Here is a 23,382-nt window from a genome sequence, read left to right as displayed (position 1 = left end):
GGCAAAACAGAGGCCGTGGACAGCTCGGCATGCATGAAGAACAACAGACAGACACTCGGATCAACCGAGATTGGACAAGGGAGGCTTGAGATGCACCAGAAACTGACGTATAGGCTACGGCCATTCGTAGCGGCGTCGCTGGCTGGACTCATCGGTTTGGGCATGCTGGTCTTTGCTGGCCGCATGGCCGTGGCCGACGCTCCGGCCCAGGATGTCGTTCAGATATCGGATACGCCGCTGGGCATCATGGCCGATCAGAACAAGCCGAACGTGATGCTGCTTCTGGACACCTCCGACTCCATGAAGTGGACTCACATGCCCGACGACTGGGAACAGGACACCACCACCTACTTCCCCGCTGGCTACAAAAGTGCGCTATGCAATACGCTGTACTACAACCCAAAAACTACCTATGAGCTGCCCAAGAGGCCTGATGGCCGGGATATGGACGCACCTGCGTTTGAGAATGCATGGAAGGATGGCTACGACCAGTCTCTGGGTACGGTAGACCTGTCCAGGAATTTTCAGGCTTACGACAACGACACCCGCCGCAGGGCGCTTATTGAAGATCCCGCCCAGCCAGCCTATTTCTTTGAGTGGCGTAATTACTACGCTGCAGGCGCAAGACCGGAGCCCCACTTTGAGGAGCCGTCCGAAGATATCGGTGTTTGCAACAAAATCAGCAGCAGTAATCCGAACTATAACTCAGTGCGAGTGGACGACGGGAAACTGGGCATCGACGTTTCCAGTCCCAACATCTATGGGGGCGGTGGTCCGGACGGATATTGGACACGCCGTTCCATACCTGACGCCCAGAAGCAAAACTTCGCCAATTGGTATAGCTATTACCGCACGCGCATCAATATGGCCAAGTCGTCGGTCAGCCTGGCTTTTTCCACACTTAACGACAATTTCCGCATCGGCTTTCTGACCGTGGCCAACCCCGGTGCCGGGGAGCACAGCAAGTTTCTACCGGTAAATGATTTCAACATAGAGGGCAAGCGACAGTGGCTCGAGGCCATACAGACGATCAAGACTGGCGGCTCCTCGCCAGCCCGCGAGGCGCTGGCCCGTGTAGGCCGCTACTATGCAGGCCAAAGCGACAGCATCAATGCCAGCATGACGCCCTTCGTCGATCCCGTGGTGTCGGCCTGCCAGCGGCATTACGCTATTGTTACAACTGACGGATACTGGAACATCGGGCAAGAGAGCGCAGGGCCTGTGGAGATCGATGGCACAACCCTGGTAGGCCAGCAGGACGGCCCGCCGGCATCGCTGACCGATGCCGATGGTCTGCGGCCACGGCCCATTTTCGATGGCTCGGTCGGCGGCACAAAAGACATACACGATGCCAGCGTCAGCTATCGGTTGGCACAGTGCAGACTGGGCTGGAAGGTAACGACGCCAGGCGGCGGCACCAAGACCGAGACCACCTACAAAAAGATCGTCAAGAAGGACGTTCTCAAGAAACAGTGGAACACCGCCACTCTCCAATGGGCAAAGAAAACCACGAATACGCTGCAAGAGCATTTCGGAAAAATCGGCGACAGAGAAGAGGAACTCAAACAGCCCAAGCGCGTCCGCACCTATTGGAACTCGCAAGGGACACACAGGGTCACCAGCAAGCGCTACAGACAATTGCTTACCTGGGACTATGTCACCAAGACGCAATACCGATTCAGGGCCACAACCACCTGGAGCACGGAAACACAGACGCCATGGGCTTCGGCCCTGGCCATACAGACCCGGCAAAAGCGCTATTTTTACTGGTACAAGAACCCTGCCGTGGGCGAACAGGACCTCAAGACCACCGACAAAAAGGTGTGCGATCAATTTGCAGGCGGCTGCAGGCTGGAGGGCAGCGACCAGTGGAGCGTGGTGCAGTCCTGTTCTTCCGGCACAGACGGATTCTTCAAGGTCGAATGCGACACCCCTCCGCCCGTACCAGTCAGCGCAAAGGATTTTTGTGGCAGGAATGGCCAGTATGTGGAGGGACTGGGGCGCATCCAATGCGACGGTACCTGGGTCGCGCCTTATTCAGGGCCTGTTGCCTCTTGCGGGGCCATTCACCCGGACCTGCAGCGCGATATTCTGGCTGCATCGCAAGGCCATGCTGGCAATCCTCTTTCAATGGTGCAGTTCTCCAACTGCAACAGCGGGCACAGGGAAGAAAAATTCGTCACAGCCGACGAATGCAAATCGGTGCCGCCCAGCAAGGACAACGGATTCAAGACGACCAGTTGCATGAGAGTGACGGCCGGATCGGTCACGGACAATAGCTGCCAGATTACGACAACCCCTGTGCTGGATGCATCCAGCAACAACCTGTATTCGGAATGCACAAAGTCTTCTGGCCAGGAGTGGACGGCAGTCTGTACCCCGGGTCCCATTCCCGACACATCGGTGCGAATGAATACCCAGTGCGGCAGCCGTGGAGACCCTGTGGTCGCGACTGTTCCTCCGAGCTCTTGCAAACCCGGCGCCAATACGAACGGATATTTCTATGAATGCACGCCCTTGCCGAGCACTTGGAGCGGTCCGGTTCAACCGGGCTATTACACCTGCCGGACAGACGCTTCGGCGGGCCTGACCTGTGAGCAAAAATACAGTGACTGGCGGCCTGCGGAGACTTGTCCGGCTGACGAGGCTCCCTCGGCAAGCAATGGCTGGATCGGCCGCGAGTGCAAAAACAAAGGCGAAGTCCAAGACCCGCCATCGTGCAAGCCAGCGCCAGGCAAGGAGGGCATTGCGCTCCCGGTGGGCGGCCCCAGGGCTCCAGGCACCTGCACGCCACAGGCCGCCACGGCAGAAAATGGCTGTATTTACAGCATTTGTGATATGCATACCCCCGATCCGACGGACGTTGCAACGAATCAGTGCACTTCCAGCGCCCCTTCGGCGGCCAATAACTGGACGCAGACCACATGCACCAATGTCTCCGAGCCAGGCAAATCCGTGCCATCCTGCTCGGAATCATCGATAGACTTCAAGAGCGTTTCAGGCTGTAAAAGCAATTCCGATGCCACGGACATGGCCTTCGGCACCTGCGAATCTTCGCTGCTTGGGCTGGATGGGGGCGGGAAGCCAACGCAAGCCAATGGCTGGACCACCAGCAGTTGCAGCAAGGTCGATGAAGGAGCGGGCGGACTGAGCTACTTGCAGTCCGAAGCGGACTTTGCGGCTTGCGAGGCCGGCAAGGGCACGACTGACAATGGTGTCGAAATCCAGTGTATCAAGGACGGCCCCCACACAGTCGCAGTGGTTCAGGGCGAAGGCTGTATCCCAGGCTACAACGCGAGCACGGGAAAGGTGACGGACTGCGCAGGCGTGGACCAGCCCACAAGCGAAATCGTGGCCGACAAGCCCGCCAATTGCCCGGCGGCGACCTGCGGGGAGGTTTTTGGCCGGAAGAAGATCTACGAGGGCTGGTATTGGTCCGACAAGAAGATAATGACGGGCACGATCGAGACGGGAACATCGTCGACGGGTAGCCGGGTTCCTTTCAGCGGTGACTTGGAGTCTCCTCCGAGATGCTATTCACCTGAGGAATGGGTTGCACTGGATCCGCTTGAACAGCCCCCGAAAGGGCGGCCGCAGCCAGGTACGCCGCCATGGACAAAGCTTCCCGCGACCCACACGGCCTGTGGCAGGCTCCCCTGCGAAGAGTTGAATATGCAAGACGCCAAAGGGGGGAGCACAAACTCGCTGGCCGACGTGGCCCAGTACTACTATGCTACCGACCTTCGCCCTGACAGCGACGATGTGGTGAAGCCCGCAGGTAACGGAGCCGAGGATGACAAGGCTACATGGCAGCACATGAGCACCTATGTGATTGGCATGGGCGTTTCGGGGACACTCAAGTACGACAAGAACTACAAGAATGGCGCGGGCGATTTCGCCGACCTGCGCACGGGCAGGAAGACCTGGCCGATCTGGCCCACTGAGGGCACGTCGAGCTACGAGCAACGGCAATCCATCGATGATTTCTGGCATACCGCCGTGAATGGCCGGGGCCTGTACTTCAGTGCCAATGATCCCAAAGCCATTGAGGCCGGCCTGAGCGAGGTGTTTACCGACATCCGCGCCGCCATGGGGTCCGGAGCCAGCGTGGCGGTGTCCTCTGCACTGGTAAGTGCCGACAGCAACTACGCCTATGGCGCCACCTACAAGACCGGCCGATGGTCCGGCGATCTGCTGGCCTACAAGATTGATCCGCAATCTGGCCAGCGCACACAGATCGATGGCTGGTCGGCACGTGCCAGGCTCGATGCCCGTGATCAGGCCGACGACCCCCGTACGATTTATTTCATGGACGGCAATACGCGAAAGCCATTCACATGGAGCCAACTGGGCAGCCTGCAAAGCAACTTCAGTGGCAAAAATGCCTCGAGCCGCCTGGCGCAGTACGACCAGATGTCGCAAGCGCAAAAGCAGGAGGCTCTGGGCCAGAATCTGGTGAACTTCATCCGCGGCGACCAGAGCAAGGAAGGCTTCACCAAGGACCACAATAGCAAGCTGTACCGTACGCGCGAGAGCAGGCTGGGGGACATCATCGGCTCCCAGCCGCTGTATGTGGGGGCCCCACAGCGCAAGTACCAGGACGCAGGCCATAGCGCCTTTCGGCTGGCCCAGCGCGGCCGCACGCCGATGGTGTATGTGGGTGGCAACGATGGCATGCTGCATGCCTTCTATGCCGAGGTGGACCCGGCTGCCACTGGCACCGAAGGCCAAAAGCTGGTGCAGACAGCTGCACGCGAAGCCTGGGCCTTTGTGCCAACGACCGTGATGCCAGAGCTGCCCAGGCTGGCCAGCATCAGCTATGAAGGCGGTCACCGCTACTTCGTGGACGGATCCCCGGTGATGGCCGACATCCAGGCCGGTGGCACCTGGAAAACCATCCTGGTGGGTGGATTCAACAAGGGCGGCAAGGGCTACTATGCGCTGGATATCACCAACCCGCAGGACCCCAAGCCGCTATGGGAAATCAACAGCACGACCCTCTCCACCATGGGCCATAGCTTTGGCCGACCACTGGTATCAAAGCTGCCAGACGGCCGCTGGGCAGTGTTCCTGACCTCGGGCTACAACAATAGTGACGACAAAGGGTATCTCTATGTGCTTGATGCCAACAACGGCAGCATCATCCACACGCTTGGCACGGAAGGCAGCGGCCTGAGGGAGATCAACAACTACGTGCGCAACCCAGCCATCGACAACACCACCCAGTTGCTGTACGGCGGCGATCTGGAAGGCAATATCTGGCGCTTCGAGTTCAAAAAGGACGGCTCAGCCAAGGATGCGAAGAAGGTCGTTCAACTCGTGGACGATAGCAGCAAGCCCCAGCCCATCACCACGCGCCTTGAACTGGTACCCACTTCTGCGGCGACCGAGAGGCCGCGCATCCTGGTGGGAACCGGCAGGCTGTACGGTTCATCCGATCTTGCAGACAAGAGTACGCAAAGCGTCTATGGCTTCGATGACAACATGGACGGCATTTCGGGGGAATCGCTGCGCAGCCGGCTCAAGCAGATGCTGCTGGAACCCAGTACCGGTGCGGGCGGCCAGCGCACGCGTACGATTAAGTGCCTGGGCAGTTCGACTGACTGCAAGGATGATGCCAAGGGCTGGTACGTAGATTTGCCCGACTCAGGCGAACGCGTGAATATCGACATGCGGGTGGTCAACTCAACCTTGGTCATCGCCAGCAACGTGCCTTCACCCGATGTATGCCTGGCAGGAGGTTATGGCTGGATCAATTATCTGGACTTCAACACTGGCCAGGCCGTGATCCAAGGGGCGGATGGCAAGGGCGATGCATCGACCATGGTGGATGGCTCAACGATCTCGGGACATGCCACCACCATCTCTGGCGATGGCAAGGCAACCGATCACATATCCACGACCGGCGTCAGGGACAAGCCGTTGGACATTGACATTCCCTATGCTGCGCCCAAGCCGTTGGGTAGACGCATCAGCTGGCGTGAGCTGGTGAAATAAGCGTTGGGGAGTACCGGGAGCCCAGCGCAAGAAGCAGCTCCTGGTGAATTTGTTGTCGCAATAGCAGGCTGGACGGCCTTGCCGACCTGCGCGACCCCAAGCTTTGCTCATCGCTTGCATTGCCTAGCTCGCCCAGGAGGGGGGTCACGCGCTGGATGAAGTGCAGCACATCCGCCATGGTGGCGCCGGCCTGGTCGGCCACCCAATGTGGGCCACCTCGCTCCTCAAGGAGACAAAAAAGGGCCGGTGTCAAGTCTTTTATGCGGCTCACGCAAAACTTGAAACTGTATATGAGACAGCAGGTTAGCTCGTTCTTAGGCTGCTTTGCAGAGGTGCGACTTCGTGGTCTAGGAGCCACATAGGAGCGTCGCAGTGGCAAGCCATGTCGCGTTGCATCGGTATCGAAAACCGATGGACATTGCGAACAGCAGGTTGTCAGCATAGCCCAGTTCTTCACATCCCAGCTTGACCCATGGCTTGACTCCCAAACTCTTTCATAGAATAATTGATGTCATATTTTTTAACTGACATCGTGTTTTATGGCATCAGAAACCATTCCAAGACCGGAGCAAGTTCGTGCCGCGCGCAGCTTGCTCGGCTGGTCGCAGCAAGATCTCGCCGCCAAGGCAGGGGTTGCAATCTCCACGATCGCTGACTTCGAACGCGGGCAGCGCAGTCCTATACCAAACAACGCGCTTGCCATCCGTCAAGCGTTGGAAGCGGCGGGTGTGCTATTTACCGAGACAGGCGTTAGTCATGGCTTTCATTGGACGTTCATGACTGAGCGCGGGACGAGTGGCTTGATCGTCACTTTTACCCCCGAAGCGGCCGGGCCAGTGATCGACTTTGCGTCAATCTTTGGCAAAGTCGAGCCTCCAAAGGTTTCGATCGACACAATCCAGTGCGCAACGCCAGAACTCAGGAACAAGGTCCACGATTACGTCGATCGGCATGCGGCTAAAACGCCACATCTGTTCCGCTTGCGCAAGATGCTCGACGACATGCCTGACGGGGAGTTCTTCCTGCTCCTGCCAACGCCGCCGTCCTCAACGGCTGAGCAATTTCGCTATGAGCAGGTACTGCACCAGCTCAATCATCCGCAAGAGCAACCTCTAGATGAACACTTGCAGGTCTTCGGGCGCTTGCTTGAGAAATATGACTTGTGCATGCCTCGAACCGACAAACATTTCAACATCGGCAATGCCAAGAAGGCAGACAGAACTTGTCGATTTTGTGGCAACTCAAGGAAGACTGGAGCACAATTCAATAAGGAGGCCCATGCCATTCCAGCCGCACTGGGCAACAAGTACCTCAAGCTCGCTGACGAATGTGACGATTGCAATCAGTATTTCGGAGACAAGATCGAGCCCACCCTTGTCGAGCTTCTCAATATCCAGCGGGTGTTTCTCGGCATTGAAGCTCGCGGGTCATTGCCTACTGTTAAATTCCCAGGGGGCAGGCTGTTCCGTGATGGCAACAACGACAAGATGATGGTCGTTGTATCCGAGAAAATCTCTGAGGATGCTTCCGGTGTACTGACTGCGCAACTAGGAACGGGAAAACCCATAGTCCCACAGAGTTTCTACCGCGCTCTGAGCAAGATCGCCCTATCTGTTATTCCAGAACAAGAACTTCCTGCACTGGCGAAAACGATCCGTTGGGTACGCTATGGCGAATCTTCCGAAGCTCCTTTGCCGAAGATAGCCGCTGCAGTGGTAATGCTCCCTCCCGACCCATCGGCCCAGATCACTTTGTACATCCGCAAGGAGCCTCATTCGAAGATGCCCCATGTCTTGTGTGAATTCCGACTGGGGTGCTACATGTACGTCTATGCCCTGCCTTTCTCCGAGAGAGATGATGGAAACCTTTTGGGATTCTTCGAGGAAGAGGAATTCAAGCAAACTTTTCGGCACTACGCATCGGTGCCCTCGTGGAGTCAACAGGACTACAGCGGAAACCAGGAAATCCAGGTGCTCCAAAGTATTAGACTGCAACCGAGCAACGCGCCTATTGATGGGCAACCATCCTGATCGCTGATTGCCTAAGCTGCTCTCGTGTCATTCCCTCACTTTGAGAGCCGCTTGAAGTTTCGATCCCCCGCCATGAACGCCTCCAGCATGTGCGGGATCAGCGTCGTGGCATCGACCGCCTCGCCATACGCTTGCGCGTGCAGCGCGGCGTAGCGATCGAGGTCGGCTTTCAAGCTGGCCGGGCAGGCAAAGGTTAGCTTCATACTCTCGGTCTTGGGCAGCGGCCCCAGCCGCAGCTTCTTGGTCGTGCTCATCTGGAAGTCCCCTTGTTGAAGAACAGCGGCTGATAAGGCCGTAACACCAGATCACGGTTCACGATGATGCGCACCGGCAAGCCGGGGCGGCTGGTCAGCGTGGGTTGGATGTTGAGGTTGCGCCGGGTCACTTCCTGGCCGACCTGGTTCACGGTGTCCTGCAAGCTGTCGCGCCCGGCGATGATGATGCGATTGCCGTCCTGGCGGTTCTCGGGTGCGGCCAGTTCGGCACCTACGCCCAGCAGCGTGGTCAGCACGGCACCGGCAAAGATCCGATCCCAATGCCAGTCCACGTCGTCTTCCAGACCCGCATACCCTGCTGGGTCGGTGCCGACCAAGTTGTCGAGCGTCAGCGATGACGTATCGGGCAGGATAATGCGGTTCCACACCACCTGCACGCGGCTCTGTCCGTAGCTGACCTGGCTGTTGTACTTACCCAGGATGCGCGAACCCTGTGGGATCAGTAGGAACTTGCCAGTGGCCGTGTCATAGATCGGCTCCGTCACCGTGGCGATTACGTCGCCCGGCAGATCGGACTTGATGCCCGTGACCAGTGCCCCTGCGATGACCGTTCCGGCCATCACCTGATACGGCGAGGTGGGCATTTGCAGGTTGCCGGAGTTACGGGTTTCCGTAGAGCCGCCTGTCAGGAACGCCTCTTTCTGGTCTTGCCGGTTCTGCACGGCAGTCGGATCAGCAGGCTGGGCCGCCGTCGAGGCTGGGCCAGCGGCCAGTGGATCGAAAGCGGCATTGGCGGCGAAGCCCGGCGTAGCAGCAACCTGCGACTGCGCCACGGGCGCAGCCTGCTGTGAGCCGGTGCGGAAGAATACCGAAGAAGCTGCCGCCGCTTCTTCTTCCTTGCGCAGCGCATCGTTGGGGTCGTAGCCCGGCGCGGCATAGGTGGCGGCAACCGGCTGCTGCGAATTGACGATGGCTGGCCCCAGGTCGCCGGGCAAAGGAGGCCCCAGCTCCGGCACGTCGGGCGGCAGCGCTGGCAACTTGGAATAGTCCGTCGGCAGCGCATCCAGCCCTTCCGAGCGCGACACACGATCCACGTTGTACAGCTCGGTGGATTCGCCCGCGCCGCGTTGCTGCGGTTGCAGAGACCAGATCAGTGCGCCCATCACGCCAACCGACAAGCCGCCGGCGAGGATGGCAAGCGTGCGCCGGTTCAGGCGCGTGACCGGGCGTGGTTGGGCGCGCAGCGCCACCGCCTCGGGTGCCACCTTGTCCACCTGCGGCGCGGCAAAGTTGGGAATGTCATCCTGGCTCATGCTCAGTTCCTCCCGACAATGCCATCCGTGCGCTCGATGCGCACCACGTCGCCCTTATCGGCCCCCAGGCGCAGTTCGGCTGCGCCGAACAGGCGATCCACGATGTAGTACGGCGAGCGGAAGCGATAGTTCACCAGTTGCCCGTCGCCCTGCGCGCCGATGACGAACAGCGGTGGCAGCTCGCCCTGGGCGATGCCGGCCGGGAACTGGATATAGACCTTCTCGCCATCATCGAAGGCGCGCAGCGGCTTCCACGGCGGATTGCTGCCACTGATCGCATAGCGAAAGCGGATGTTCTCCAGCGACAGGCCCGCATCGACCGGAGCGGTAGCGCTGGCGGCTTGGGCCTGGCGCTGCAAGGCCAACATCCGGTCTTTCGGGTAGTCCCAGGACACCGACGCCATCCACGCCCTTTCTGTCGAAGTCAGCTCCAGCAGATAGGTGCGGCGGCTGGTGGTGATGACCAGATTGGTCTTGAGACCGGAACGGATGGGTTTCACCAGCACATTGACGCGCAGATCGGCCCCACTGCCGCTGGAGGTGTCGCCCACGATCCAGCGCACGGTATCGCCCGCAGCGACCGTCACCAGTTCCTCGCCGGGCTGGAGCGCGATCACCGTCACTCGGCCCACGGACGCATAGACCTGGTACAGCGCGCCATCGGTGAACGGCCAGACCTGGATTGCATTGACGTAGCCTTCGCGGGTTGGCGCGATCCGCGCCTCGGCATTGGCGCGAGAAACGCGCACCTTCTCGTCGGCGGGCTCCGGTGCCACCGGGGCCGAATCAACATCGGGCAGCGGCTTCAACTGCGCGGGCAGCGCCAAGGGCTCGGGCACAGCCACGACTTCGATGGGTTTGGGCGGCTCGGGCAATGGCTGCGCCTGCACCGGCTCATCGAGCGAAATGACCGGCGGCGGTTTGCCCTGCGTGGCGCAGCCTGCCAACAGAACAGTCGATGCCAGCAGGATCACCGGCAATGCAGTTTTACGGAAATGTGCATTCATGGTTTGGCTCCTTCAGAAGAATCCAGTTCACGGCTCCACGACAGGCCATTGACGTAGATGCCCAACGGGTTGCGGCGCAGGCGTTCTTCGGTGCGCGGGGTCTGCTGCACGATGGACACCACCGCTGTCCATCGCTCCAGCCCAGCCGCCGCGCCATTGACATAGCGGCGTTCTGTCCAGCGCACGTTGAACGACGCATCGCTGGCGCGAACCACACTGGTGATCTGCACCGTCACCGACTCCTTGCCGATGCGGGCGAACGGGTCGTTGGTGCGGGCGTAGTCATTGAGCACGGCCGCACCCCGGTCTGTGGTGTAGTCGTAGGCATCGAGCCAGTTCTGGCGCACGACGATGGGGTCGATGGACAGCGAGCGCACTAGACCAATCAAGCGCGCGATGTGGTGCGCCGTCTGGGCATCGGTGGGCCGGTACGGCGTGGTCGCTTCGCCCACGGTGCGCACCTGGCCGGACTGATCCACCTCGATGACATAGGGCGTGACGATGGACTGTGCTGAGCGCCACACCAGGCCACCGGCCATCAGCAGCGCGAGCACCAGGCAGCCGAAGGCCATCAGCCGCCAGTTCTTGGCCTGCACGCGGGCCGAGCCAATACGCTCGTCCCACACCTGCGCGGCGGCTTGATACGGGGTGGCAGGCTGCGGCGTATCGGCATAGCGCACCTGCGGTCGTTTGAATCGCATGGAGTTCTCCTTGAAAGTCAGCTATCGGAATCCCGCAAGCTCGGGCCTTGGCCCGAACCGCCGCCGTCGCCACCGCGCAGCGTGTGCGCGGCCGTGGTGGTGGCCTGGGTGAGTCGTTGGCGGCGTTGCAGGCGCTTGGCCCAACTGGGTTGTTCCTGCTTCTGTGCGTTGGCCGTGTCGCCAGCGGCATCGCCTGTGGTGGCCTGCCCGGAACTTGCAGCGCCACCGCCTGAAACACCATCGGTGCCGGAGCCTTGCCAGCCTGCTTTGAATGGCGCGGCCGCCTTGGCTGCCGCCGCTTTGATGCCTGCACCGGCGCGTTGGCCTGCCGCTTGTGCGCCGTCCTTGGCGACACTGCCCAGCCCTGCCATCGCGCCTTTGGCTCCGCCGCCCGCAGCGGCAGAACCGGCCTGAAATGCCGACTTCGCGCTGCCAGCCGCCGAAGTCGCGGCCCGCGCGCCAGCCCCGGCGAGCTTGGCGGCAGCCGGTGCCATGCGTGCCCCGGCCATCACAGCACCGCTCACGCCGGTAGCTGCGGCACCTACGGCAACCGCCGCGCCTGCGGCACCAATCGCAGCACCGGCCATGGCACCGGCACCCAACTGCGGTGCGCCGGATACCAGGCCCGTGGCAATGCCCGGCCCGAAAATCCCCAACGCCAGCAGCGTGAGCGAGGCCAGCATGATGACCACCGCATGGTCGATGGACGGCTCGGCCGGATGTACCTGGAACTCGGCGAACAGACCCGAGCCGATGCCGACGATGACGGCCAGCACCAACACCTTGATGCCCGAGGACACCACGTTGCCCAGCACCTTTTCGGCAAGAAAGCTGGTCTTGTTCCACAGCGCGAACGGCACCAGCACGAAGCCCGCGAGCGTGGTCAGCTTGAACTCGATCAGCGTGATGAAAAGCTGGATCGACAGCACAAAGAAACACAGGATCACCACCGCCCAGGCCAGGAACATGACCACGATGGGCGTCAGATTCACGAACACTTCGGGGAAACCCGCCATATCGCTGATCTGCTCAAGGATCGGTGCCGCCGCGTCGATGCCGGTCTTAGCCAGGCGACCCGGTTGCAGGAACTCGCCCATGCTCATCGTCGAGCCGCTGGCCGTCAGGCCCAGGCCCGCGAATGAGCGGAAGACGATGCTGGCCAGCCAGTTGAAGTTATTGATGATGTAGGCGAAGGCGCCGACGTACAGCACTTTGCGCAGCAGCTTGGCGATCACGTCATCGCCCTGGCCGGTGGCATGGCTCATCGCCCAGTACAGCCCGGCGATGGTCATGTCGATGACGATCAGCGTGGCGGTGAGGAACGCGACTTCGCCTTGCAGCAGCCCAAAGCCCGAGTCGATGTAGCGCGAAAAGGTAGAGAGGAAGCGGTCGATGACCGTCACGTCGTTCATGGCGGCGCTCCGTCAGTTGCCGTAGAAATCCACACGCTGCGGCGTGTACGGCGTGCCATCACCCAAGAAGCGGCGAGTCACTTCACGACCACGTTCGACAGCCGCCGCCTGGCGTGCCAGTTCCAGCGCGGCGGCGCGTTCCTGCGTGATCTGGAGTTGCTGAGCCTGAATGGACTGCTTGGCCTGCAAGGCCAGAAGCTGGTTGGTCGCCTGCATGGCTTGCAGCGCGCCGGTGGCGGACTGACTCTGGCTGACCAGGTCGGACAGCGCGCTTTCGTCTTGCGCCAGGTTCTGCGACACCTGCGCCTGCATCCGCATCGCGGTGTGCAGGCCGTTCAGCGTGTTCTTCCAGCGCTCCTGCGCGTCGCGCAGCATCTGGTCGCCGCTGACGGTCGCGGCGTACTGCTCCGGGTACAGCCGGGCGAAGGTGGCATCCATGCTCTGCACGTCGTAGGCTAGGCCGCGAGCCTCGGCGATCAGCCGCTCGGTGGTCGCCAGCGTCGAGCGCAGGCGATTGACGATGTTGAAGTCCAGGTTCGCCAGATTGCGCGCCTGGTTAATCAGCATCTGCGCTTCGTTCTGAAGCTGGTTGATCTGGTTGTTGATCTGCTCCAGCGTGCGCACGGCGGTCAGCGTGTTCTGCACGAAGTTCGACGGGTCGAACACTGTCAACGCGGATGCGGGCTGAACGGCCAGCAGCGATGCCGACAGCACGGCGGCGAGCGAGACAGACAGCAAACGGGGTTGGGTCTTCATGGTGAAACCTCCGGTCGTTGAGAAGCAAGGAAGGACGCTGCTGCCGGTGAAGACGGCAGCAGATCAGCGGCCCAATCGAGGCCACGATGGAGCAGCCAGGCACCGGCGAAGCCCGGTGTGCCTGCGTCCAACAGCACGCGATCCATATCGCGTTGGTCTTGTGGGGTGGATGCTCCTGCGAAAGCCAACGTGGCTGGCCCCAGGTCGAGGTCGAACAGACGATTGCCCAGGCGCGATTGGTAGTAGTAGTCACGCTTGGGCTGCGCGGTCGCCACGATCTCGATCTGGCGCGAGTTCAGCCCGAAGTCCTCGTAGATCGTGCGGATCTGCGGCTCGGTCGCCTGTGGGTTAGGGAGAAAGATCCGACTGGCGCAGCTTTCGATCACCGCCGGGGCAATGCTCGAATCCTTGATGTCGGCCAGCGACTGCGTGGCGAAGATGACGCTGACGTTCTTCTTGCGCAGTGTCTTCAGCCATTGCCGGATGCGGGCCGCGAACACCGGGTCATCGAGGAACAGCCAGGCTTCATCGAGGATCAGCAGCGTGGGCGCGCCGTCGAAGCGTTCATCGAAGCGGGCGAACAGGTAGCCCAGCACGGCCAGCACCGCCGCCTTGCTGTGCATCAGCTCTTCCATCTCGAAGCCCTGCACGCTGCCGGAACCCAGTCGGTCGGCATCGGCGTCCAGCAGCTTGCCGTGTGCACCGCCCAGCACATAGGGTGCAAGCGCCTGGCGCAGCGCATTCGATTGCAACAGCACCGACAGGCCCGTCAGCGTGCGCTGCTCTACCGGCGCACCGGCGAGGCTGCCCAGGGCCGACCAGATCGCGGCCTTCTCGTCCGGGCCGATGGCCACGCCTTCGTGCAGCAGACGGCCTTCCACCCATTCGGCGGCCCAGGTGCGGTAGCCCTCCTGGTCGATGCGGGCCAATGGCTGGAACGCAATCGCCCCGTCATTGCCCAGGTCGTAATGCTCGCCGCCTAGCCCGAGGATGGTGGCGCGCATGGAGCGGCCCATATCGAAGGCGAAGATGCGCGAGCCGGGATAGCGGCGAAACTGCATCGCCAGCGTGGCGAGCAACACCGACTTGCCCATGCCGGTTGGCCCGGCGACCAGCGTGTGGCCCACGTCGCCGATGTGCGTCACCAGCCGGAACGGCGTTGCGCCATCGGTGCGGGTGACGATCAGAGGTGGGCCATACAGATGTGCGTTCTTCTCCGGCCCGGCCCACACGGCGGATACCGGCATCATGTGCGCCAGATTCAGCGTCGAGACGATGGGCTGGCGCACGTTCGCATAGGCGTTGCCGGGAATGGACGACAGCCAGGCATCCAAAGCATTCAGGGTTTCGGGGATGGTGACGAAGCCGCGGCCCTGAATGACGCGCTCCACCATGCGCAGCTTCTCGTCGGCCACGGCCGGGTCGGTGTCGAGCACTGCCACGGTAGCCGTCAGGTAGCCGAAGGCCACCTGATCGCTGCCCAGTTCTTGCAAGGCGGCGTCTGCATCGGCGGCCTTGTTGTTGGCGTCGGTATCGACCAGCGGGCTTTCCTGCTGGAAGATGGTTTCACGCAACAGCGCGACGACATTCTTGCGCTTGGCGAACCACTGGCGGCGCAGGCGGCCCAGTTCTTTTTCCGCCTCGGCCTTGTCCATGCACAGAAAGCGCGTGCTCCAGCGATAGCCGAAGCCTAGACGGTTGAGGTCGTCCAGAATCCCCGGCCAGGTCGAGGTCGGAAAGCCCCGCACCGACACCACGCGCAGGTGCTGGTCGCCCAGCATGGGTGCCAGGCCACCGACCAAGGCGGAGTCGGCCAATAGTGCGTCGATATGGAACGGCACGTCGGGCACGCCGACGCGATAACGCCGCGTGGACACCGTGGCATGCAGGTAGGTCAGTGTCTGGCTGTCATCGAGCCAGGCAATCTCTGGCATCACACCGTCGAGCAGGTCGAACACACGATCCGTTTCAGCCACGAAGGCTTCCAACCGACCCTGCCAGTCCACACCGTCGCCCGGTGCGTTTTCATAGAGCATCTTGGCGGCGCGGGCGCGGGATTCTTCCGGCGGAAGGTACGCGAGCGTCAGGTGATAGGCGCTCTCGTAGTGGTGGCCGGACTCCTCGAAGGCTGCGCGGCGTTCTTCCTCCACCAGCCAGGACAACGGTTCGGGAAACTCGGAGCGTGGATAGCCCGCCGCTGCGCGGCGCTCGGCCTCGATGAACAAGGCCCAGCCCGATCCCAGGCGACGCAGTGCGTTGTTGAGTCGCGCCGACGTGGCGATCAGCTCGCCTTGCGTGGCGCTGTCCAGATCCGGCCCACGAAAACGTGCCGTGCGCTGGAACGAACCATCCTTGTTCAGCACCACGCCCGGCGCGATCAGCCCAGCCCAGGGCAACCAGTCGGCCAACAGCGCGGGCCGCTGGCGGTATTCGGCAAAGTTCAGCATGTCGGCATCTCCCTATGCGTCCAGCAGCGGCTTGTGTTTGATGTGCCGGGCAAAGACCTGCATGAACTGCGGATCGACGCGCGCGCCCCAGACCGCCAGCGAATGACCGGCGATCCAGAGCACCACGCCGGGAATCCAAAGTTGCAGGCCCAGCCCGACGGCGGCGGCCAGCGTGCCGTTGGCAATCGCCAAGGTGCGTGGCGCACCGCCCAGCAGGATCGGCTCGGTCAGCGAGCGATGCAGCGGCACTTCAAAGCCCGGAAGATCGGTGGCCGTGCTCATACGACTGCCCCGCCGGAGAAGCTGAAGAACGACAGGAAGAAGCTCGAAGCCGCGAAGGCGATGGACAGGCCGAAGACGATCTGGATCAGCTTGCGGAAACCGCCGCTGGTGTCGCCGAAGGCCAGCGCCAGACCCGTCGCAATAATGATGATGACTGCGACGATGCGGGCCACCGGCCCCTGGATGGATTCGAGGATGGATTGCAGCGGGCCTTCCCACGGCATCGAGGAACCGGCGGCCTGGGCCGTGCCGGCCAGGAACAGCAGCAGCGCGGCCAGCATCAGCCCTTGCCCCGCCAGGCGAGCGAGGCTGCGCAGACGCGCGAGGCCCGACAGGTGGGAAAGCGGATTTACGGAAACACGGAAAGCATCAACATGCGTCATGGCAGTTCTCCAGGTTGTTCAGGGATCAAGGAAGGCGCAGCGGCAGCGGCTGCAAGAGGAACCGGCGGCAGCTCGGGAAACGGCGTTTCCAGCGCATCCGCCAGTCGGTAGCCCGCGCCGTCGAAACCGACGACGCGAGAAATGGTTTCGACGTGGCGCTTGCGGCCACGGCCTGCGATGTGGATCACCACATTGACCGCCTCGGCGATCAGGGCACGGGGCGGATTCACCGCCACTTCGAGGATCAGTTGCTCCAGGCGCAGCAGTGCGCCCAAGGCGGAGCCGGCATGGATGGTGGCGATGCCACCGGGGTGGCCGGTGCCCCAGACCTTGACCAGATCCAGCGCTTCGCCGCCACGCACTTCGCCGACGATCACGCGATCCGGGCGTAGCCGCATCGTGGCGCGCACCAACTCCTGCATTGACACCACGCCCGCACGGGTACGCAGCGGCACATGGTCACGGGCTGCGCATTGCAGCTCGATGGTGTCTTCGAGCACTAGCACGCGGTCGCCGGTGGCGGCGATTTCCGCAAGCAAGGCATTGGCGAGTGTGGTCTTGCCGCTGCTCGTCGCTCCGGCGATCAGAATGTTCTGGCGCTCGCGCACCGCGCGGCGCAGGAACTCTGCCTGCCCGGTGGTCAGGATGCCGTCGGCGATGTAGCGATCCAGGCCGATGATGCTCACGGCGCGCTTGCGCAGCGCGAAGGCCGGGCCGGGTGCGGCCGGGGGCAGGATGCCCTCGAACCGCTCGCCGGTTTCTGGCAGTTCGGCGGTCAAGAGCGGTTGGCCGCGATGCACCTCCGCACCGACATGGGCGGCGACCAGGCGGATGATGCGTTCGCCATCGGCCTCGGACAGTTCGACGCCCAGCGGCGCACGGCCAGAGGACAGCCGATCCACCCACAATGTCCGGTCGGGGTTGAGCATCACTTCCACCACGTCCGGGTCTTCCAGCGCAGCAGCGATCACCGGCCCCATCGCCGTGCGCAGCATCTGGATGCGACGATCCTGGGATGCCGCAGCGGATGAGCGCGGTTCGGGTGGGATTTGAGGAACGGCACTCATGACGCCCGCTCCGCAGTGCGTTCATGGGCGGCAGCTATCGCCGCCGCGTCATCCATGCGCATGGGGTCGGGGTGCAGTTCTTCCACCACGTCGCGCACCAGGCTGCGGCCACGCAGGAGGTGGCGGCCCAACTGTTCGACGAACTGCTCGAAGCGCGCCTTACCCTGAGCACGAGCCGCATCCTGATGGGCTTCGGGCACCGGCGTACTGACGGTCAGGTAGTAGCGGATGAACAGCGCCAGCGTTTCGATCTGGATGTTCTGGTCACGCTCCAGCCGCTCAGCTTGCCGCGACAGGCGATCTAACCGCTTGGCAATAGCGGCCTCACGCTGGTCGCCGGCATCCGGCGACAGCCAGGACGCCAAGGCAGCGGCGACGATACTGGACTTGGACACGCCTTTCTTGGCGGCCAGCTCGTCGAGGCGCTTGGCGTGCTCGTGCTGGATGAACAGGTTCAATCGGTATTGACTCATAGGTCGATTCCGTCGTTGGGGTCGAGAGAAGCCAGTCGCGCCGTGCGTTGCAGGGCGGGGTCGAGCTGGCCGGGAAGCACCGGGGGCATGTCTTCGTCATCGAGCAGCGACAGGTCGCTGGTCGGGGCATCCATCTCGGGGGCATAGGCGATGGCTTCGGACAGTTCGGGCTGACGGCGGGGGCCGCCGTCATCGGTCGAACCCAGGGTCTCCAAGTCATCGGCGGATGCCGTGGCCGGTGCGGCGGGAATCGCCAGGCCGCTCCAATCGTCAGGTCGTGCAGGCGGCACATCGGCATAGCGAACAGCCGTCACCGCAGGCGGCGGCAATACCCGTTGCTTGAAATTAGCGTCGGCGAAATAGCGCAGCTTCTTCGCCTTAATCGGTGCGACACTGGACACCATCACGACCGCTTCATCGGGTGGAAGCTGCATCACTTCGCCCGGCGTCAGCAGTGGCCGTGCGGTTTCCTGGCGCGACACCATCAGGTGCCCCAGCCACGGTGCAAGCCGGTGGCCTGCGTAGTTGCGCTGGGCGCGTAATTCAGTGGCCGTGCCCAGTGTTTCGGAAATGCGTTTGGCCGTGCGTTCGTCGTTGGTGGCGAAGGTCACACGCACATGGCAGTTGTCCAATATCGAATGGTTCTGGCCGTAGGCTTTGTCAATCTGGTTCAGACTTTGGGCGATGAGGAAGCTGCGGATGCCGTAGCCCGCCATGAAGGCCAGCGCTGTCTCGAAGAAGTCAAGGCGGCCCAGCGCCGGGAACTCATCGAGCATCAACAGCAGCTTGTGGCGACGCGCGATGCCGTCGCTGCCATCCAGCGATTCGGTGAGCCGTCGGCCGATCTGGTTGAGGATCAGGCGGATCAGTGGTTTGGTGCGCGAAATGTCCGACGGCGGCACCACCAGATACAGCGAGACGGGATGCTCGGATGCAATCAGGTCAGCGATGCGCCAGTCGCAGCGCGACGTGACTTCGGCCACCGTGGGGTCACGGTACAGGCCCAGGAACGACATGGCCGTGCTCAATACGCCGGAACGCTCGTTGTCCGACTTGTTGAGCACTTCGCGGGCAGCGGATGCAACGACGGGATGCTGGGTATCGCCCAGGTGTTTGGTCGTCATCATCCGGTGCAAGGTCAGCTCGAACGGGCTGGCCGGATCGGACAGGAAGTTGGCGACTCCACACAGCGTCTTGTCTTCGCCTGCATAGAGCACATGCAGGATCGCGCCGACCAGCAGCGCGTGACTGGTCTTCTCCCAGTGGTTGCGCTTCTCCAACGCGCCTTCTGGATCGACCAGGATGTCCGCGATGTTCTGTACATCACGCACCTCATGCGCGCCGCGCCGGACTTCCAGTAGCGGGTTGTAGGCTGCCGAACTGGCATCGGTCGGGTTGAACAGCAGGCAGTGCGAGAAGCGCGAGCGCCAGCCTGCGGTGATCTGCCAGTTCTCGCCCTTGATGTCATGGATGACGGCCGAAGCCGGCCAGGACAACAATGTCGGGACGACCAAGCCGACACCCTTGCCCGAGCGGGTGGGTGCGAAAGTCAGGACGTGTTCCGGGCCTTCATGGCGCAGATACTCGTTGCGATACTTGCCGAGAAAGACGCCAGCAGGCTGCGTCAGCCCTGCCTTGCGAATGTCGGTGGCATCGGCCCAGCGGGCCGAGCCATAAGTCGTCACCTTGCGCGCCTGGCGCGAGCGCCACACCGACATGGCGATGGCGACCACCACAGCCAGCAAGCCGCTGCCAGCCGCGATCATGCCGCCGGTGTCGAACACCTGCGGCGCGTAGGCGTCGAAGAAGAACCACCATTCGAACAGCTTCCATGGGTAATAGACCGGCGTACCGTGGAAGTCGAACCAGGGCGAGCCCAGGCGTAGCTGGTAGCCCAAGGCGGCAGCTGTCCATTGCGTGGCACCCCACACACCGGCGATCACGATGCCAAAGACGGCGGCGATCTGCCCGAACAACACACCCTGAGCCTGCATACCTTGGCCTCCGATTTCTCCTGCGCTGATTCCCCGTGGGAAACGCGGCACAAAGGCGTGCCGCAGGCGTCAGGATCGGTGCCGGTTCAGTGCCGGTCAAAGACCGTTATCGGCAGCAAGGTGATGCAAAAAGCATGGTTTCATGCAGGGGCGAAATCAGTAAAAAAGCCGCAGGCGCGAGCGCACTGCGGCGTGTCGAGAAAGAAAACGAAGATATGCGGCAAGCCGCCAACGGTCAGAACTTGGGCGGCGTTTCCGATGGCGTGTAAGGCACCTTGCCGTCGCCGAAGAAGCGCTTGTTCGTCGCTTCGGCCACCCGGTTACACAACACGTCGCCCATCGTCGGCCGCTCGGTCTTGCACTGACGGCGCAGTTCCTTCAAACGCTCGGGATCAGCGGCCAGTTCGTCCACGGTCGGCACATTGGCTTGCTGCTTCGGCGGCTCGGACGGGCCGCAGGCCGTGAGTGCTGCAACCAGCAACAAAGGGGTAAGTCGCTTCATGGCTCGATGTCCTCCGGGGGATCGGGTTCAGGTGGTCGCGCGGGTCTCACGCCTTCGGGCAAGTCGATGGCCTGCACCCTTTCGATGAATCGAGACAGCACTTCCGAAGACTCACCTTCTCGATGCAGCAGATAAGTCGTTAGCACAGGGGAACGGCCCGCCAGAGGCCGCGCGACCACACCCGGCTCGCGGCTGGCCGCGATGTGTGGTGCACCAGTCAGGCCCAACGCAAAGCCGGCCGACACCAGCGCCATCATCAAATCGCAGGACGCCACGCGCTCAGCAATCAGCGGCTCCATGTCCGAGCGGCGCAGCACGCGCTCGACTTGGCGCGCATGGCCTTCGCATACTTGTGGATCGCACAGCACCAGAGGATGGCGCAGCAACTCTTCCAGCGGTATGCGCTTGTGCCTGAGCAGTGGATGCCGCGCAGGCACTGCCACCATCAGGGGGTCACTCCAGACTGCTTGAGCCACGACGCCATCGCCCAATTCATCGGACTGCGCGAAACCCACGTCGTAGAGGTCATCATGCAGCCCCTTGATCTGTTGTGACAGCGGCACCTCGAACAGCCGGATCTCTACTTCGGGCTCCTCCTGCCGGCACAACGCCAACAAGGCCGGCAGACGCGACGGCGTGATGCCGTCGGACAGGGCAATGCGCAACTGACCATGAAAGCCATTGACCGCTGCCTGCACGCTGTCGCGGGCTTGTTGCAAGGCCGTGAAGATGCGCGGCACATGCTCCAGAAACAGCTTGCCTGCCCGTGTCAGCTTTGTGCTGCGGCTGGTGCGGACGAACAACTGTTCACCCAGGTCTTCTTCCAGCTCTTTGATGGTGCGGGACAGTGGCGACTGCTCGATGTGCAGCCGCTCGGCTGCCCTGGCAAAGTGGAGTTCTTCAGCCACTGCTAAAAAGCATCGGAGGTGGCGCAACTCCATATCGACTCCCTCTCCTCACTTAGCACAGCATCTTGCTGGGGCGTACGACCTGCTCTTTCATGAGGGAAGGCCGGTCAATACCAGTTCACCTTTGGGAGCAGGCGTTCGAGCGACATTCATGATCCAGCACACGCATGAGAAATAGCCGATCAAGGCACATATCTCCACTACGCCACGCTCGCCCCAACGTTCTCTCGCAGCCTCGTAGGTCGAATCACTAACACCGTGCCGATGCAACAGCTCGGTGGTGAATGCCCATGCATCGGCCTCCTCCTCTGTCATTGTGCGAGGACGGGTCGCTTGAGCCAAGTCCTCCAGTGTGGTTTCGGCTACGCCCGCGCCTATCGCCAGAGGAAAATGGACAGCCCATTCAAACTGATTACCTAATTCGCGAGCAACCAGCAAAGTCACAAACTCGTTGACATTTTTTGGCAGAACAGATTCAAACCGCAGATATTCTCCGACGCCGGCCAGTCGCTCAAGCAATACCGGGCTTTGCATCAAAGGAATGAAAGGCCCTTTCACTCCTTTTCGGGGCCCGGCAATCAATGCATCGACTGCAACTCGTTGAGCCTGCGTCATAGACTCCATCGGCGGTAAGGGCAAACGCTCGCTGCGCTTTTGACCAAAGCCTTGCTGAATGGTTGTGTTCATGGGTTCTCCTAAATGAAAGCCTATCGAGAATTAAAACGAACGAGCAATGCGCTGCTTGTCAGTAATGCTGATATCCCTAACCACAGCGCCGAATTGAATGGCCAGCCCACTCGAAGCAAGAAATTGGCTGCAATCGGGCCTGTTAGCTGACCAACAGCAAATGCAGCAGTCATTGATGCCAATAGCTTCTGTGCGTTATGACCTGCCTGTTGCCGAGCCTCCTGCAAACCGATCAAGGTTATGAGCATGAAAGTTCCGCCCACGCAAAACGCAGCTACCGAGAGCCCGAATAGGCTAGGTACGACGATGGGCATAAATATCCCAATGGCCATGACCACTTGCGCACCAGCCCAGATATATTTCCGGGGCCAACGCACAAGGAAACCTACGCACAATGTGGACAGGGCCGCAGCCATACCGAATAGTGGCCACACCCAACCAAAAAGCACTGGGTCATTGAGTAGCGAACGCGCTTGAGAGGGTAAATACGTCGCGGGAAGGATGTAACCGAAGCCGAACAAGCCATAACAAAGAACCAGCGAATACACGCCCCGTGGCAGTGGTGCCTCTAGCGTCATTCGCGTACCTCCCTCTGAGTGGAGGGGGGCGTTTTTCCTATCTATCTTGAATGTCATCAACGTGCCAATCAGCGCTAGACCCGAAAGGGCAAGCCAAAGTACCGAGACTCCCAGCCCCAGCAGTGCGCCCACGTGACAAATCAGCCCGACCAAGGTAATGCCGATTCCGACGCCAGCAAACACAAGACCGTCGAGACGACGAGCATCTAACGCCGCGAGATGGGCCAGCACGACACTTGCCGTCCCGACTAAAACCCAGGCGCTAGCGATGCCCGCGATGAACCGCATTCCCAGCCACCATGTGAAAGACTCGGGAACAGCCATTGCCGCAGTGCTCACGACGACAGCCCATAAGCCACATCGCATCAACACGAGCGCAGATATACCCCTCGTTCCGGCAAGCACGGCTCCTGTGAAGTATCCCGAGTAGTTGGCTACCGCCAACCACCCTCCGCCAGAGAATGAAAGCCCGAGGTCTGCTTGCATCAATGGCAACTGAGGAGTGAACGCAAAACGGCCGACTCCCATCGCCACAGCGAGTGCTACAAGACCACTTAGAGCGATGCCAAGGCTTGTCGGAGCAGATGTGTGAAATTTGTCCATGCGCCATTCTGGCGCGCTATAATTTTC

General features: G+C 61.5%; 18 protein-coding genes. 2 read left to right on the top strand and 16 right to left on the bottom strand.

Annotated features, from left to right (window positions below; translation table 11 throughout):
* Nucleotides 1–90 precede the first annotated feature (90 nt).
* Nucleotides 91–5,997 carry a PilC/PilY family type IV pilus protein gene (locus tag A9976_RS05360; RefSeq protein WP_183018127.1) on the top strand — a complete coding sequence of 1,969 codons (5,907 nt, stop codon included), beginning with the start codon at nt 91–93 and terminating at the stop codon, nt 5,995–5,997.
* A gap of 539 nt (nt 5,998–6,536) precedes the next feature.
* Entirely contained in the window at nt 6,537–8,027 is a 1,491-nt protein-coding gene (locus A9976_RS05355; RefSeq protein ID WP_003462893.1) for a multiprotein-bridging factor 1 family protein, read from the top strand.
* Between the two features lie 35 nt (nt 8,028–8,062).
* Here the strand turns inward: A9976_RS05355 and A9976_RS05350 are convergent, their stop codons facing one another.
* The 16 genes from A9976_RS05350 to A9976_RS05275 all read right to left on the bottom strand — a co-directional run bounded on the left by A9976_RS05350 (nt 8,063) and on the right by A9976_RS05275 (nt 23,355).
* Entirely contained in the window at nt 8,063–8,281 is a 219-nt protein-coding gene (locus A9976_RS05350; RefSeq protein WP_183018126.1) for a DUF2274 domain-containing protein, read from the bottom strand.
* Entirely contained in the window at nt 8,278–9,555 is a 1,278-nt protein-coding gene (locus A9976_RS05345; protein WP_183018125.1) for a TrbI/VirB10 family protein, read from the bottom strand. The genes A9976_RS05350 and A9976_RS05345 overlap by 4 nt, the downstream gene beginning before the upstream one ends.
* A 2-nt stretch (nt 9,556–9,557) precedes the next feature.
* Nucleotides 9,558–10,562: a P-type conjugative transfer protein TrbG gene (gene trbG / locus A9976_RS05340; protein ID WP_183018124.1), complete on the bottom strand. Its 1,005-nt coding sequence runs from the start codon at nt 10,560–10,562 to the stop codon at nt 9,558–9,560.
* Nucleotides 10,559–11,263, bottom strand: coding sequence for a conjugal transfer protein TrbF (gene trbF / locus A9976_RS05335; RefSeq protein ID WP_183018123.1), 705 nt, complete (start codon nt 11,261–11,263; stop codon nt 10,559–10,561). The genes trbG and trbF overlap by 4 nt, the downstream gene beginning before the upstream one ends.
* Before the next feature lie 17 nt (nt 11,264–11,280).
* Nucleotides 11,281–12,675: a P-type conjugative transfer protein TrbL gene (gene trbL / locus A9976_RS05330; RefSeq protein ID WP_183018122.1), complete on the bottom strand. Its 1,395-nt coding sequence runs from the start codon at nt 12,673–12,675 to the stop codon at nt 11,281–11,283.
* A 12-nt stretch (nt 12,676–12,687) separates the two neighbouring features.
* Nucleotides 12,688–13,431 (bottom strand): P-type conjugative transfer protein TrbJ, encoded by a 744-nt coding sequence (gene trbJ / locus A9976_RS05325; protein ID WP_183018121.1) that lies wholly within the window; start codon nt 13,429–13,431, stop codon nt 12,688–12,690.
* Complete coding sequence (trbE, locus tag A9976_RS05320) at nt 13,428–15,878, bottom strand: conjugal transfer protein TrbE (protein ID WP_183018120.1); 2,451 nt, start codon at nt 15,876–15,878, stop codon at nt 13,428–13,430. Before trbE ends, trbJ begins: the two co-directional genes overlap by 4 nt.
* Before the next feature lie 12 nt (nt 15,879–15,890).
* Nucleotides 15,891–16,160 carry a VirB3 family type IV secretion system protein gene (locus A9976_RS05315; protein ID WP_183018119.1) on the bottom strand — a complete coding sequence of 90 codons (270 nt, stop codon included), beginning with the start codon at nt 16,158–16,160 and terminating at the stop codon, nt 15,891–15,893.
* Nucleotides 16,157–16,543, bottom strand: coding sequence for a TrbC/VirB2 family protein (locus tag A9976_RS05310; protein WP_183018118.1), 387 nt, complete (start codon nt 16,541–16,543; stop codon nt 16,157–16,159). The genes A9976_RS05315 and A9976_RS05310 overlap by 4 nt, the downstream gene beginning before the upstream one ends.
* Nucleotides 16,540–17,610 carry a P-type conjugative transfer ATPase TrbB gene (trbB, locus tag A9976_RS05305; protein WP_183018117.1) on the bottom strand — a complete coding sequence of 357 codons (1,071 nt, stop codon included), beginning with the start codon at nt 17,608–17,610 and terminating at the stop codon, nt 16,540–16,542. The genes A9976_RS05310 and trbB overlap by 4 nt, the downstream gene beginning before the upstream one ends.
* A complete protein-coding gene (locus A9976_RS05300; protein WP_183018116.1) occupies nt 17,607–18,083 on the bottom strand; it encodes a ribbon-helix-helix protein, CopG family in 477 nt (158 codons plus the stop codon). Before A9976_RS05300 ends, trbB begins: the two co-directional genes overlap by 4 nt.
* Entirely contained in the window at nt 18,080–20,077 is a 1,998-nt protein-coding gene (locus A9976_RS05295) for a conjugal transfer protein TraG (protein WP_068639533.1), read from the bottom strand. Before A9976_RS05295 ends, A9976_RS05300 begins: the two co-directional genes overlap by 4 nt.
* Before the next feature lie 235 nt (nt 20,078–20,312).
* The gene (locus tag A9976_RS05290) at nt 20,313–20,579 is read right to left on the bottom strand and encodes an EexN family lipoprotein (protein ID WP_068639534.1); all 267 of its coding nucleotides are present in this window, start codon (nt 20,577–20,579) and stop codon (nt 20,313–20,315) included.
* On the bottom strand, nt 20,576–21,520 hold the full coding sequence (locus tag A9976_RS05285) for a LysR family transcriptional regulator (RefSeq protein ID WP_183018115.1): 945 nt from the start codon (nt 21,518–21,520) through the stop codon (nt 20,576–20,578). Before A9976_RS05285 ends, A9976_RS05290 begins: the two co-directional genes overlap by 4 nt.
* Before the next feature lie 57 nt (nt 21,521–21,577).
* Nucleotides 21,578–22,174, bottom strand: coding sequence for a carboxymuconolactone decarboxylase family protein (locus A9976_RS05280; protein WP_183018114.1), 597 nt, complete (start codon nt 22,172–22,174; stop codon nt 21,578–21,580).
* A 20-nt stretch (nt 22,175–22,194) separates the two neighbouring features.
* Complete coding sequence (locus tag A9976_RS05275) at nt 22,195–23,355, bottom strand: YbfB/YjiJ family MFS transporter (protein ID WP_183018113.1); 1,161 nt, start codon at nt 23,353–23,355, stop codon at nt 22,195–22,197.
* Nucleotides 23,356–23,382 lie beyond the last annotated feature (27 nt).

It is taken from the genome of Delftia sp. UME58 (genome assembly GCF_014170385.1).
Taxonomy (GTDB): domain Bacteria; phylum Pseudomonadota; class Gammaproteobacteria; order Burkholderiales; family Burkholderiaceae_C; genus Comamonas; species Comamonas acidovorans.
Note: the sequence above shows the minus strand (reverse complement) of the source record. Positions and strands in the feature narration are given on the sequence as shown.

Excerpts from the sequence above, each read along its gene's own strand:
- A9976_RS05360 (WP_183018127.1), top strand. The coding sequence starts at position 91 with ATGCACCAGAAACTGACGTATAGGCTACGGCCATTCGTAGCGGCGTCG.
- A9976_RS05355 (WP_003462893.1), top strand. The coding sequence starts at position 6,537 with ATGGCATCAGAAACCATTCCAAGACCGGAGCAAGTTCGTGCCGCGCGC.
- A9976_RS05350 (WP_183018126.1), bottom strand. The coding sequence starts at position 8,281 with ATGAGCACGACCAAGAAGCTGCGGCTGGGGCCGCTGCCCAAGACCGAG.
- A9976_RS05345 (WP_183018125.1), bottom strand. The coding sequence starts at position 9,555 with ATGAGCCAGGATGACATTCCCAACTTTGCCGCGCCGCAGGTGGACAAG.
- trbG (WP_183018124.1), bottom strand. The coding sequence starts at position 10,562 with ATGAATGCACATTTCCGTAAAACTGCATTGCCGGTGATCCTGCTGGCA.
- trbF (WP_183018123.1), bottom strand. The coding sequence starts at position 11,263 with ATGCGATTCAAACGACCGCAGGTGCGCTATGCCGATACGCCGCAGCCT.
- trbL (WP_183018122.1), bottom strand. The coding sequence starts at position 12,675 with ATGAACGACGTGACGGTCATCGACCGCTTCCTCTCTACCTTTTCGCGC.
- trbJ (WP_183018121.1), bottom strand. The coding sequence starts at position 13,431 with ATGAAGACCCAACCCCGTTTGCTGTCTGTCTCGCTCGCCGCCGTGCTG.
- trbE (WP_183018120.1), bottom strand. The coding sequence starts at position 15,878 with ATGCTGAACTTTGCCGAATACCGCCAGCGGCCCGCGCTGTTGGCCGAC.
- A9976_RS05315 (WP_183018119.1), bottom strand. The coding sequence starts at position 16,160 with ATGAGCACGGCCACCGATCTTCCGGGCTTTGAAGTGCCGCTGCATCGC.
- A9976_RS05310 (WP_183018118.1), bottom strand. The coding sequence starts at position 16,543 with ATGACGCATGTTGATGCTTTCCGTGTTTCCGTAAATCCGCTTTCCCAC.
- trbB (WP_183018117.1), bottom strand. The coding sequence starts at position 17,610 with ATGAGTGCCGTTCCTCAAATCCCACCCGAACCGCGCTCATCCGCTGCG.
- A9976_RS05300 (WP_183018116.1), bottom strand. The coding sequence starts at position 18,083 with ATGAGTCAATACCGATTGAACCTGTTCATCCAGCACGAGCACGCCAAG.
- A9976_RS05295 (WP_068639533.1), bottom strand. The coding sequence starts at position 20,077 with ATGCAGGCTCAGGGTGTGTTGTTCGGGCAGATCGCCGCCGTCTTTGGC.
- A9976_RS05290 (WP_068639534.1), bottom strand. The coding sequence starts at position 20,579 with ATGAAGCGACTTACCCCTTTGTTGCTGGTTGCAGCACTCACGGCCTGC.
- A9976_RS05285 (WP_183018115.1), bottom strand. The coding sequence starts at position 21,520 with ATGGAGTTGCGCCACCTCCGATGCTTTTTAGCAGTGGCTGAAGAACTC.
- A9976_RS05280 (WP_183018114.1), bottom strand. The coding sequence starts at position 22,174 with ATGAACACAACCATTCAGCAAGGCTTTGGTCAAAAGCGCAGCGAGCGT.
- A9976_RS05275 (WP_183018113.1), bottom strand. The coding sequence starts at position 23,355 with ATGGACAAATTTCACACATCTGCTCCGACAAGCCTTGGCATCGCTCTA.